This is a genomic window from Sphingomonas sp. 1185 (genome assembly GCF_040544655.1).
In the GTDB taxonomy this organism is placed as follows: Bacteria; Pseudomonadota; Alphaproteobacteria; order Sphingomonadales; family Sphingomonadaceae; genus Sphingomonas.
Genome location: NZ_JBEPKL010000010.1, coordinates 77,042 through 89,790, shown reverse-complemented (window position 1 = coordinate 89,790; position 12,749 = coordinate 77,042). Strand labels below are relative to the sequence as shown.

The following is a 12,749-nucleotide window of genomic DNA, read 5'->3' as shown; positions in this document are numbered from 1 at the left end:
TCAATTTTTCCCCAGATTGTCGTTGATACGCGTCTCGGTGATATCGTCACGCAGACGCTCCGCACGCGCGGTCAAAACATTCATATGCGCACGGGCATGCTCAAGCTCGCCCCGCACGGTCGCCGCCATTCCGCTGGCTTCGATCATCCCGGCCAGTGCGGAAAGACGTTCGCTCTCCTGCGCCAGCGCATCGAGAAGCGTGGCGGCCTTGACGCGGTCGGCCGAGACGGCATTCCGAAACCGGGCGACTTCCCGCTGCAATTCCTCTTGGAGACGATATTGCCGTTCCATCGTCTCCCGGATCTCGATGGCGAACCGGCGATAGTCACGCTTCGTCCGGATTTCGTCCCGCCGTCTGCCAAAAGCCGCCAGAAGACGATGATGCAGCATTCGCGCATCGAAGCGCGTGGATGCATCGTCCTTCATGACCGGCCATTGCAGGGTTACGGGTTCCCGATCGAGCAAAGCTTCCCCGCATGCGAGAATTTGGTCGAGCGTTCGGACGATACGATCCTCGCGCTCATTCTCGGCATGACGCTGCTGCCAGGCCATTTCGCGCAGCGACGTCATCACGTCATGCAAGTGGGCGCGGTCGAACCGAACCTCAGCGAAGAGCAATTCCATATCGGCCGCCAACCGAACCTGGTGCCGCCCCAGATCGGCCACGACATCGGCGATCGGCTGAAGCAGCGGTGTAGGGTCGGTAACGCGTGCCACCATGTTCGACAGGTCAGCCATGGCGTCGTGCAGACGGGACAATGTCACCTGTATCCCGAGGTCATTCCGCTGCCCCTGCTCCACCGCCTGGTGCAAGGTCGACAATTGACGCGCCGCCACGTCCATCGCGCGCACCAATGAAGGAGCCCCGGCGCCGACGACGCCTCGCGACTCCACTTCCGTGGCACCTTCGAGGGTCGTGACGCTCGACAGCCAATGCTCATAATCGTCCCTCAGCGACTTGGCCGCCTTGGTCATGCAACGCTCGAGCGCACCAAGCACCATCGATGTGGACAGGCCGAAGAGCGACGAACTGAAACCCACCGACATACCGCGCAGCGGGGCCTTCATGCCTTCGATCATCTTGCCGAAGCTGTCGCCGCCCGCCGTGCCGGAGACATCCATACCCCCGATCAGGTCGCCCACCGACCCGACAGTATGCATCAGGCCCATGAACGCGCCGATCAGGCCCATGAAGACCATCAGGCCCGAGAAGTAGAGAATGACCGACTTCTGTTCGTTGATGCGCTGGTCGACGCTGTGGACGAGCGATTCCGCCACCTTGGACGGCAGATTGACGACCCCGTCCTTGGCGAGCTGTTCCGCGATCAGGCGATAGCCCTGTCCCAGCAGGTGCGGCTCGTGGAAGATGCTCGCGGGCGTTTCGTAGACGCTGTCGTCCGCCTCCAGGATCGCGCTGCTCTGTTGCAGCGCGCGCAGGGCCTGCACTTCGTTGCTCAGCGCCAGGACGTTGCGGAAGGCGATGATCGCTGCGACGGAAAACAACGCAAATATCGACAGGTTCAGCGCCATCTTGGCCTTGATGCCCGCGATGACGAAGTCGTGCGCATAGACGCCGACGCCGATCATGATCGTCATGACCGCCGACATCTTGATGAGTTCGTCGCGTATCTGGCGTTTCATGGCCATGCCCCTCAATTCTTGACGACGATGCGGACGGAGTTCGCGTCATCGGACTTGGGGTCCACCACGCGGGTTTCCGTGACGATATCGTCGGGCTTGATACCGGCCTGGATCAGCAGGTTGCGGGTCGCCGCAGCCCGATAATATGCGATCCGCATCGGCTCGGAGATCGCCCCGGTACTGCTGACCAAGGACCAGATCCCATATTTCCGGCCTGGCTGTGCCGCGCCTTTCAGGAAAGACTGCACCTTTGCCGCGTCCTCATCGGTGTATCGAACAGCGTTCGGATCGAAGTCGACCCGTAGGAGCGTCGAGGCGGTGGTGATGCGCATGCCCTTTGTCTCGCTGGGCCGCTCCGTCGACTTGGCAGCGATCCGCATCGTATCGGGCGTATCCCGGGTCAGGATGGACAACTGGTCCTTTCCGTTCGTCGCGGTCTCAGACATCAGCGGAGAGCCGAGCTGCGCGATGGAACTGCCCGCAGCCGCATCGGACGGGGATTGGACAGGCCGCATGCCCTCGACACCCCGGCTGGCCGCCTTATTCGCAGGATTGCTCGCCGTCGGTGCCGTTTCCCCTGCCACCGCCCGCTGCCCGCTGCTCTGCTGCATCTCATTGATCTTCTGCTGCATGACCTGAACCGTCCGCTTGGACAGTTCCATGACCGCCGCACTCATGATGACCAGCAGAAAGGTCACGACCATGATCACCGCGGTCAGTACGTCCACGAATGCCGGCCAGTGATTGACTTCGCCGTCTTCAGATGCCCCTGCCACGTTACCCCTTTCCCTGATTGTCCGGTTGCTTGCCCGTGAATGGCGCCCTTCACGCGGCGCGTGCCGTCTGACGCTGGCGCAGGTGCGCCAGAAGCTGGTCCCTGGGTTGATCGGCCAGGATGCGTCCGTTCTCCATCCAAAGTACCCGGTCCACGAGGTCGAGCACGGCGAACCGATGGGTGGCGATGACCAATGTCCGGTCGGTGCTGAATTCCCGCAGTCCGCGGATCACGGCCTGTTCCCCATCGATGTCCATCGATGCGGTGGGTTCGTCCAGCAACAGGATGCGGGGGTCGCGCATGAAGGCACGCGCCAGCACCACCGCCTGGCGCTGACCACCGGAAAGCCGGCAGCCCCCGCCCCCGACCGTGCGGCTCAGGCCTTCCTTCGACTGGATGACGAACTGATGGACGCCCGAAGTCTTCAGGGCCCGCTCCAGCAATGCCGGATCGGGAGCCGCACGCCCCAGCACGATATTCTCATAGATCGTATCGTCGAAAAGCGTTGCATCCTGCGTTGCGAACGCGATGTTTTCCCGCAGCAGAGAGGCCGCATATTGCTCTACGGCATGACCATCGATCAGGAACGCGCCCGAGGTGGGCGAGACCAGGCCCCCTAGCAGTTTGAGCAGCGTGGATTTGCCGGAGCCGGCCAGCCCGATGATCCCGATCTTCTCGCCGGGCCTAATCTCCAGGTTTATGTCATGCAGAACCGGCGCGTTTGTATCGGGATAGACATAGCCTGCATTCTCGAAGGCCAATTGCCCGACAAAGGGACGGGCTTTGACTGCCATGTCCGACGTTTCGACCTCTGGCTCGAGCGCCAGGAGATTGGCCAGCGCCCCGAATTGCGTCAGACTCTGATAGCCCTTGCCGATGATTCCGATCGCCGACGAGACGAGGCCCATGGCGCGACCCGCCAACATGTTGCAGGCGATCAGCGCACCAGCCGTCATCACCCCGGCGCGGATTTGATAGATGCTGATGACGACGATCCCGATCGTTACCGCCTGGACGATGAAGGCCGAGGCGACCGCCGGAATCTCCTGCCAATGGCGGGTGGCCTTGCCATTCATGCCGACATGGTCGGAGAGGATATCCCATCGGCGCAGAAAGCGCCCTTCGGCCTGATTGCTCTTGATCGTATGGAGGCTGCCGACGACGTCGGCGACCAGGTTGCTGCGCGCCTGCACCAACTTGCTGGACCGATGGCTGCCGAACTTCAGTCCATAGGCCGAGGCCAGTCCGATCAGGGACATCGCAAGCGCGCCGAATAGCGGCACCACCGCCACCCAGCCGCCGATCATGGCAATCAGGGCAAGGAAGGCGAAGAAAAAGGGAATTTCCACGCAGAAGGTGGCCGCCGCATGCGGTGCAAGCATCGCCATCGATTCGATGTCGCGAAGCGCCGTCATCAGGCTTCCGACGGTCCAGTTCGACTTGTCGATCCGCGCGTGCAACACCGAGGCCATGGCGCGATGCTGTATGCCCTGACCGACGCGCAGACCGATCGCGTCGATGAAAACCGACCGCGTCTGCTTGAACAGGCATTCGAAGACCAGGATGAGCAGAGCGCCGAAAGAGAGCGCCCACAGGGTATCGACGGCCAGGTTCGGCACTACCCGATCGTAAATGGCCCGCATATACAATGGGATAGCGAAAGCGCACATGTTGAGCAGCAACGCGGCCAGCAACAATTGCGCAAAATTTCGCCGTTCCGAAAGAAAACATGAGAACAGCCAAGTGCGGGGATTGGCCCGTATGCGTTCACGCTGGTCGCAGGCCAAACTACCGTTGACGGAATCGACATGGCCCACGATCAGCATCTGATCGGTTGTTGCTGCGGCAACCTCATCGATCGGGACAAGCCGTTCGCCCGTACCGTCGATTATCGTCAATTCTCCGACGCTGGATCTCGCCCTGGCGACCAGATAGCCCCCATCGATCAGGCAAAGCACCGCAGGCAGATGCGCCTCGGTCAGCTTCCGCACGTTGCGCCGTTCCCATCTGGCGTCCAGATCCACGCGCGCGCATGCGAACGGTGCGAACCGGGCATCGAGATCACCACCGCTCATCGGCAGTGACGCGCTCAAATCGACAGAGCCGACAGTAATACCCGAATTTTCGGCAATTTTTACAATTGCATCGACCAGCCCAAGCCCAACGACGCCGTTAAGTTTCGTGCCCCGGAAGCTCACGCGACTCCGCATCACAGTCGCGATAACCATTTGAAAGTATGACTTTCGCTTCCTCATAACAAGCACGATTCCCTCATTGCATCTCCACATCTACACTCTTTTTATATATTAAGCGTAAATCACAGACAAACAGGATACCGCAAGGGCATATTCGAACAATGCTAAGACGCATGACTCGATTTCTGACTAATTTATCATGCTCTATCAGCAGGATATTCCATGCCGATGGCGGTCTAACGCAGGAAAACCTAAATTTTACAAGGATAGACGGACTTCAACCTTGGAGTGCAAGGATTGAAACTTCCAAGTCTTTCAACATCTTGAAAGTGCTGGCCGTTGCTCTTGCGAGCCTCCTGCTATGGGCGGCGCTGTTCCAGATCGACAAGGTCACGCGCGGCACTGGTCGCGTCCTGCCCTCGATTCAAAACCAGGTGGTCCAGCATTTGGAAGGCGGGATCGTGAAGCAGATCCTGGTTCGCGAAGGACAACGCGTCCGCAAGGGCGATATTCTTCTGCGCCTATCCAACCAGCAATCGAACGCCGAACTCGACAACGCCCAGACCGACGTTGCGGCGAAACATATCAGCATCCTTCGCCTTGAAGCCGAAGCATCCGGCGCAGATCATTTTACTGCGCCGCCCGAACTGGCACGATTGGCTCCTGATATCGCTCGGTCGGAAGAGGCATTCTTTGCGTCGCAGCGCGCCGATATTCAGCAGCAAATCAGCGTATACGACCATCAAATCCAGGGTTTCCGTGCCGACATCGCGAGTTCCACGGCGCGACTGGCCAGCCTCCGCAAAGAAGAGGGCACGGTCGAAACGCAACTGGAGCGGCTGCGGCGTGCCCTGGCGTCCGAAGCGGTGTCGGAAAATGCCGTGCTCGAGAAACAGGGCGAATTGCAGCAGGTCCGCACCCGTATCTCCGATACGATCACGTCAATTCCCAAATCCCAGGCCGGGCTTGCGGAGGCGACGGCAAAGCGCGGCGAAGCCTGGACGAAATATCTGTCCGACACTCGCGAGAAAGCCGCGACCCTGAGGCTGGAAATGACCAAGGCCGGGCACGCGCTTAACGCCTTTCAGGATCGCAATTTTCGCGAGGAGGTTCGCGCCCCGACCGACGGCTATGTCAACAAGCTGCTTGTCCAGACCCTGGGCGGCATCGCCAAGCCGGGCGAGCCTCTTGTCGAGATCGTGCCCGTCGACGACGCCGTGATGATCGAAGCGCGCGTTTCACCGCGCGACCGCGGTAACATCTGGATTGGCCTACCGGCGGTCGTGAAGATCAGTGCGTATGATTCCACCATCTTCGGCGGACTCGATGCCAGGGTCGAGGATATTTCCGCTGACGCCCTGCAAGATCCCAAGGGCGAGCTTTACTACCGGGTACGACTGCGCGCCGATACGCGCCGGTTCGACAAAACAAAGCCCGTGCTGCCAGGCATGACCGCAGAAGTAGATATCCGGTCCGGTCACCAGACGGTGCTCAGCTATATTTTAGGGCCTCTGATCCGCGTGCGGGATGGGGCTTTCCGCGAATAACGATGATCCATCAATCTTTCTTTCCGGGGGGAATGCGACAATGACGAATAAATCCAAGCCGTCGTGGTATGCCGGGAACGGGCTTGTTCTTGGGGTTGCAATTGCGATAGCCGCACAGGCCGGTGGCGCGGAGACACGCTCGCCGACCAAGCAGGGAGGGAGGCGCAGCGCTGTCGCCGCCCTCACGACCACCGTTCAGCCCGATGCTCAGCCGAGTGCCGTAGCGAAGGAGTCGCTTCGTGACGCCATCGTCGCGTCGCTCAAGCAGAACCCGGATATCCAGATCGCCCTCGCGCAGCAGGACGACGCAAAATACGGCGTAAACGAAGCACGCGCGGCATATCTTCCCCGGGTCGACATGACATTGGCCAGCGGTCCCGAATATGTCCAACCGAATGCGGCCAGCGACTCGCTGCTCCAGCGACGCGAGGGCGTGCTGAATATTCATCAGAACCTATGGGACTTCGGTGTCACGATCAATGACATCAAGCGCGCGAACGCCGCTTATGCCAGTGCGCGATGGGGCACGCGCAAGAAGATCGAACAGATATCGTTCGAAATATCATCCGCCTATCTCGGCGTTCTGGAAAAGCAGAAGCTTGTCGACCTGATCGGCGAGGAGATCGAGACGCAAGCGAAAATGTCCAAGATGATCGCGGTCCAGAAGGATCTGGGTCTCACGACCAGCGCGGATGTCAGCCGCGCACAGGTCCGACAGGACAATCTTCAACAGTTGCTGCTCGACGCGCAGAGTCAGCTTCAACAGCAGCGCGAAGCCTATCGCCGTTTGACAGGGCGCCTTCCCGACCGGGCGACCGATCTGCCCCCCGTCGACTCCGCCCTGCCGCCCAACCCCGATTCCGCCGTCGATGTGATCGAACAGCGAAACCCCGATCTGGCGCAGGCGAGCCAGGATCGCCGCTCGATCGAGCGTCAGCTTGCCAGTCAAAAAGGCAATTTCTTCCCGCGCATCGGCCTCGATCTCCAGGGCAACCATCGCTACGAGGTGCTGGGTCGCACGGGACGCGCCGACGATGCACGCGCCGTCGTCACGATCAGCTACAATCTGCTCAACGGTGGCGCGGACATGGCGCTGAAACGCAGGATCGAAGCAAGGCTGCGCGAGGCGGATTACCAGTTGCTGAAAGTTCGGCGCGACGTCGAACAGGATCTGAGAGTCGATTTCCAGTCGCTCAAGGCAGCCAATGAGAAAATGGCGACGATCGAGTCACAGATCGATGCTGCTCAAAAGGTGGTAACGCTCTACCGCGAACAGTTTCGATCCGGTCAGCGGTCCGTGTTCGATCTGCTCGATAGCCAGCAGGCGCTATTCCAAGCGAAGCAGAACCAGCTTTCGAACTATACGCAGAAACAGGTCAGCGGCCTCCGGGTATTGCAGAAAATGGCAGAATTGTTCCGCTTTGTGGGAGGAGGCGAACCGCCGCCACTGAGCACCCCCGCACCCATTATCGTCGGCGTGCCGGCGCGCTAGGGCCAGGGTTTATGATTTGCACCCACTCGGCGATGGCGTCCCGATAATCTCAAGGGGCGATCGCCAAGTGGATGCAGGTCCCGTTCGCTTCCTTGGGAAATCCGTCCAACCATACATAAGATTCGACAAACCATACATAATGCATTATGCATGGACAAACGACCATGCGATGGTGCTACTATGCCTGCAAATATCCTTTCCGACGGCTTTCGCCGTATCCTGAAGAGTGGCTGGAAGGGGCTCTGCCCCCGATGCGGCCAGGGCCGGATGTTCGCGTCCTGGTTGAAGCTCGCGCCCCAATGCGAATGCTGCGGCCTGAACTATCGCTTTGCCGCCCCCGATGACGGACCGGCCTTCTTCTCGCTGTGCATCGTCGCTTTCCCGCTGACCTTCGTCGTGGTGTGGATACAGGTCGCCTATAGCCCGCCCTGGTGGGTCCATCTGCTGACCTCCATGCCGCTGATGCTGCTCGGCTGCCTCTTGCCGCTGCGCCCGATCAAGGGGTGGCTGGTCGCATCGCAATATGTGAACCGGTCGGTGGAAGCAGGCACCGAAACGCTTTGGAACCAGATGGATGGACGGGATGACAACCGCTTCGGCGACTGACCGGGTGACCGGCGCATTGCGGGAGGATGCCCGTCGCGCGGCGGCACAACTGCTGGAAAGCCTCGGTCGCCACGAGGATGCACGGATCATCCGGGCGGGCGGCGGAGACGATTTCCCGGAAGTCCGCGTCGCGCTTCATGCGCTCTGCGGCATGGCCGCAAAGGTCCAGCGGCTGGAACGCGCCCTGCGATGCTATGCCGACAAAACCCTGTGGGAAGCGCACCCGCATAGCGAGCCGCTGGCCGTGCATGACGGGGGCGCCATGGCTCGCGCCGCGCTGGCGGGTCGTGAAGCGTTCGAGCTGCACCGCGACTGACCGGACAAAATGTCCAGCGCATGAATTATGCATGGACATTGCATGGATCGAAGAATAAGGAAATTACCATGCAAAGCTGGACACCCGATATCGATTCGTCATCCGGACCCAAATATCTGGCGATTGCGGACGCGCTGGCCCGCGATATCGAGGCCGGAATGCTGGGACCGGGGGATCGCCTGCCGCCGCAACGCGCGCTGGCCGAGACGCTGGGGGTCGACCTGACGACGGTGACGCGGGCCTATGGCGAGGCGCAGCGGCTCGGGCTGATCGAGGGGGATGGCCGCCGGGGCAGCTTCGTGCGCGAACAGCCCGTCCGATCCGCTGCACCCGACATGGCGCGGCCCCCTTTGGTCGAGCGGATCGATCCGGGCATGAATGCGCCGCCCGAACTCCCCGGTGGAGAGCTGGTCGATGCCTTTCGCCAGACGACCGCCGCCCTGCTTGGCGGGCCTGACGGCGGCGCGCTGTTCCAGTATCAGCCGACCGGCGGCCTGCCGTCGCTGCGCGAAGCCGGGGCGGCGCTGCTGCGGCGGCGCGGCATCGCCACGCAGGAGGACATGGTGCTGCTCGCCGCCGGTGGCCAACAGGCGCTGCATGCGTTTTTCGGGGCCGAGCTGGCGGCGGGCGATCGCGTGGCGGTGGCGCCGTTCGCCTATCCGGGCCTCCTGGCACTGGCGCGGCGCTACGGCGTGCTGCTCCAGCCGGTTTCGGTGGATGCCCAGGGGATGCTCCCGGACGCGCTGGACGCCGCCTGCCGCGCGGGAACGATACGCGCCGTCTATATCGTGCCGACCAATGACAATCCGACGACCGCGACCATGGGCCTGGATCGTCGCCGCGCCATCGCCGAGGTCGCGGAACGGCACGGACTGATGGTGATCGAGGACGATGCCTATGGACTGTTGCCGGAACGGCCGCTCGCGCCGATCGCATCCTTCGCCCCCGACCGGACATGGCATATCGCCAGCGTGTCGAAAATCCTGTCGCCGGGCCTGCGCGTCGCCTGGCTGCACGTGCCCGACATCGCCAAGGCCTGGCGACTGGCGGCGGACATGCACGAAACCGCGATCATGGCCCCGCCCCTCAATGCCGCGGCGGTCGCGGACTGGGTGGGCGGCGACACCTTCGCGCGCCTGGTGGCGGCGGTGCGAAGGGAGGCGCAGGCCCGCCAGGCGATGGTGCGCAAATGCCTGCCCAGGGGGAGCTATCATATGCAGGACGAAGGCTATCATCTGTGGGTCCCCCTGCCCACCGATGCCGACGCCGGATCGATCGCGCAGACGGTCCGCCCGCATGGCCTGTCGGCCATTCCCGGCGAGGCCTTTGCGGTCGATCGTTCGGCGGTGTCCTCGGCGCTGCGGGTGTCGATCGGCGGGATGCTGTCCCACGACCGGCTGGAGCGGGGCTTGCGGTTGCTCGGTGCGATGATCGCGCCGGACGCCACGCGAAAGATATCGCTGATCTGAGTTGATTTGATTCGATCCGGTCCGCCGGACCGAACGTACCGACGCATTTTCTTTGCCGCGTGGCGAAAGCCATGCCGTGTTGTCACGCGCCCCGACGGCGCGCCCGAGACAAGGAGTTCGCCATGGGTGACCAAGCCCTGTTACTGGCCCGTGCGCAATTCGCGTTCACGGTTTCCTTCCACTTCATATTCCCGGCCTTTTCGATCGGGCTGGCCAGTTTCCTGATGGTGCTGGAGGGGCTTTGGCTGCGGACCGGGCGCGGCGTCTATGCCAATCTCTATCGCTATTGGCTGAAGATCTTCGCCGTGGCCTTCGGCATGGGCGTGGTGTCGGGGATCGTCATGTCCTACCAGTTCGGCACCAACTGGTCGGTCTTCTCCGAAAAGGCGGGGCCCATCGTCGGCCCGCTCATGGCCTATGAAGTGCTGACCGCCTTCTTCCTGGAGGCGGGGTTCCTGGGCGTCATGCTGTTCGGCATCACCAAGGTCGGCCCGCGGCTCCATTTCTTCGCGACCTGCATGGTGGCGCTCGGCACCTTCATTTCCGCCACCTGGATCATCAGCACCAACAGCTGGATGCACACCCCGACCGGGTTCGCGATCAACGCGCAGGGGCAGTTCGTTCCCGCCGGATCGTGGCTTCCGATCATCTTCAACCCCAGCTTCCCCTATCGCCTGCTGCACGTCGTCATCGCCGCCTATCTCACCACCTCGCTCGTCGTCGGCGCGGTGGGCGGGTGGCACCTGTTGAAGGACCGGACCAATCCGGGCGCACGCAAGATGTTCTCGATGGCGATGTGGATGGTCGCGATCGCCGCCCCCGCCCAGATCCTGGCGGGCGACGCGCACGGGCTGAACACGCTGGAGCATCAGCCGGCCAAGATCATGGCGATGGAGGGTCATTATGACAGCCATCCCGACGGCGCGCCGCTGATCCTGTTCGGCATTCCGAACCCGGCCACGAAGCATATCGACTATGCGATAGAGGTGCCCAAGGCGTCGTCGCTCGTCCTGAAGCACGATTTGAACGCGCCGCTCGCCGGTCTGGACACCGTCGCCGACGACCGCGAGCCGCCCGTGGCGATCCTGTTCTGGTCGTTTCGCGTGATGGTCGGGCTGGGCATGGTCATGCTGTTGCTGGGGCTGGCCAGCCTGGCGGCCCGGTTCCGTCGCAAGCTCTATGACTGGACGCCGCTGCACCGCCTGGCGATCGCCATGGGGCCGTCCGGCTTCGTCGCGGTGATCGCGGGCTGGATCACGACCGAGGTCGGCCGCCAGCCCTTCACCGTCTATGGCTATCTGCTCACCGCCCAGTCGCATTCGCCGCTCAGGGCATCGGCGGTCGCCACGTCGCTGCTGACCTTCGTGGTCGTCTATTTCGTCGTCTTCGGGGCGGGCACCTATTACCTGCTCCGCCTGATGGCCAAGCCGCCGGAGGCGCACGAGACCGAGCCCGCCTCCACCCCGCAACGCGCGGCGGGCATCACCCCCGCCCCTGCGCTCGACAAGGAGTGACCGGCGATGTTCTACGATTATGATCTCGCCACCATCTGGGCGTTCATCATCGCCTTCGCCGTGTTCGCCTATGTCGTCATGGACGGCTTCGACCTGGGCATCGGCATCCTGTTTCCGACGCTGAAAGTCGGCGAAGAGCGCGATCAGGCGATGAATTCGATCGCGCCGGTCTGGGACGGGAACGAGACCTGGCTGGTGCTGGGCGGCGGCGGCCTGATGGCGGCCTTTCCCCTGGCCTATGCGATCATCCTGCCCGCCACCTATCCGCTCGTCATCGCGATGGTGCTCGGCCTGATCTTTCGCGGCGTCGCCTTCGAGTTTCGTTGGCGCGACCCCCGGCACCGGGCCTTTTGGGACATCGCCTTTTGCGGCGGTTCGGTGGTGGCGACGCTGGCCCAGGGCGTGATGCTGGGCGCGGTGTTGCAGGGCATCCGGGTCGCGGGCCGGGCCTATGCGGGCGGTTCGTTCGACTGGTTGTCGCCGTTCAGCCTGTTGACCGGCGTCGCGCTGCTGGCGGGTTACGCCTTGCTGGGCGCGAGCTGGCTGATCGGCAAGACGCATGGCGACGTTCAGGACCATGCGCGCCGCATGGCGTTCCGCCTCGGCATCGCCACGCTCGTCGCGATGGCGGCGGTCAGTGCCGCGACGCCGTTCCTGGCGATCGACTATTGGCATCGCTGGTTCCGGATGCCGGGTGTCCTCTTCACCGCGCAGGTGCCGCTGGCCACGATCGTCTTCGGCTTCATCTTCTTCTGGAGCCTGAAGCGCGGGCGCGAGACGTTGCCCTTCCTGGTCACGCTCATCCTGTTCGCGCTGGGCTTTGTCGGCCTGGGGATCAGCATGTTCCCCTATATCGTGCCCCGGGCGCTGACCATCTGGGACACGGCCGCGCCGGAGAAGAGCCAGATCTTCATGCTGGTCGGCACCGTCTTCATCCTGCCGATCATCATCACCTACACGGCATGGGCCTATTATGTGTTTCGCGGGAAGACCGTCACGGAAGGCTATCACTGATGGTCGGCCAGCCCCCCGCGCCGCTGTGGCGCCGCCTCGGCTGGATGGCCGCGATCTGGCTGGCGAGCGTGCTGACGCTCGGCATCGTCGCCAGCATCATCCGCCACTGGCTCCTCCCCTGACACCGAACGCTGCGACGGAGAGAACGACATGACCGGCGATACGATTTGGCCGACCATC

General features: G+C 62.6%; 11 protein-coding genes. 8 read left to right on the top strand and 3 right to left on the bottom strand.

Annotated elements, in window-relative coordinates:
- From ABIC44_RS09470 to ABIC44_RS09460, 3 genes are read right to left on the bottom strand one after another with little or no spacing between them, the layout of a single operon-like run.
- Entirely contained in the window at positions 1-1,647 is a 1,647-nt protein-coding gene (locus ABIC44_RS09470; protein ID WP_307104340.1) for a hypothetical protein, read from the bottom strand.
- 5 nt (positions 1,648-1,652) lie between these two features.
- Positions 1,653-2,417 (bottom strand): hypothetical protein, encoded by a 765-nt coding sequence (locus tag ABIC44_RS09465; RefSeq protein WP_354295087.1) that lies wholly within the window; start codon positions 2,415-2,417, stop codon positions 1,653-1,655.
- Positions 2,418-2,466: 49 nt separating this feature from the next.
- Positions 2,467-4,614: an ATP-binding cassette domain-containing protein gene (locus ABIC44_RS09460; RefSeq protein ID WP_354295086.1), complete on the bottom strand. Its 2,148-nt coding sequence runs from the start codon at positions 4,612-4,614 to the stop codon at positions 2,467-2,469.
- A 326-nt stretch (positions 4,615-4,940) separates the two neighbouring features.
- Here ABIC44_RS09460 and ABIC44_RS09455 point away from each other — a divergent pair, with 326 nt between their 5' ends.
- The 8 genes from ABIC44_RS09455 (at position 4,941) to ABIC44_RS09420 (ending at position 12,691) form a co-directional block, all read left to right on the top strand.
- Positions 4,941-6,158 carry an HlyD family type I secretion periplasmic adaptor subunit gene (locus ABIC44_RS09455; protein ID WP_307104822.1) on the top strand — a complete coding sequence of 406 codons (1,218 nt, stop codon included), beginning with the start codon at positions 4,941-4,943 and terminating at the stop codon, positions 6,156-6,158.
- Between the two features lie 40 nt (positions 6,159-6,198).
- Complete coding sequence (locus ABIC44_RS09450) at positions 6,199-7,650, top strand: TolC family protein (protein WP_354295085.1); 1,452 nt, start codon at positions 6,199-6,201, stop codon at positions 7,648-7,650.
- A 180-nt stretch (positions 7,651-7,830) separates the two neighbouring features.
- The gene (locus ABIC44_RS09445) at positions 7,831-8,256 is read left to right on the top strand and encodes a DUF983 domain-containing protein (protein ID WP_354295084.1); all 426 of its coding nucleotides are present in this window, start codon (positions 7,831-7,833) and stop codon (positions 8,254-8,256) included.
- On the top strand, positions 8,234-8,572 hold the full coding sequence (locus tag ABIC44_RS09440; RefSeq protein WP_354295083.1) for a hypothetical protein: 339 nt from the start codon (positions 8,234-8,236) through the stop codon (positions 8,570-8,572). The genes ABIC44_RS09445 and ABIC44_RS09440 overlap by 23 nt, the downstream gene beginning before the upstream one ends.
- A gap of 68 nt (positions 8,573-8,640) precedes the next feature.
- Positions 8,641-10,041: an aminotransferase-like domain-containing protein gene (locus tag ABIC44_RS09435; RefSeq protein WP_354295082.1), complete on the top strand. Its 1,401-nt coding sequence runs from the start codon at positions 8,641-8,643 to the stop codon at positions 10,039-10,041.
- A 122-nt stretch (positions 10,042-10,163) separates the two neighbouring features.
- Positions 10,164-11,555: a cytochrome ubiquinol oxidase subunit I gene (locus tag ABIC44_RS09430; RefSeq protein WP_307104326.1), complete on the top strand. Its 1,392-nt coding sequence runs from the start codon at positions 10,164-10,166 to the stop codon at positions 11,553-11,555.
- A gap of 6 nt (positions 11,556-11,561) precedes the next feature.
- Positions 11,562-12,569, top strand: coding sequence for a cytochrome d ubiquinol oxidase subunit II (gene cydB, locus ABIC44_RS09425; protein ID WP_309703970.1), 1,008 nt, complete (start codon positions 11,562-11,564; stop codon positions 12,567-12,569).
- Complete coding sequence (locus ABIC44_RS09420; protein WP_309694150.1) at positions 12,569-12,691, top strand: DUF2474 domain-containing protein; 123 nt, start codon at positions 12,569-12,571, stop codon at positions 12,689-12,691. Before cydB ends, ABIC44_RS09420 begins: the two co-directional genes overlap by 1 nt.
- Positions 12,692-12,749: the final 58 nt, after the last annotated feature.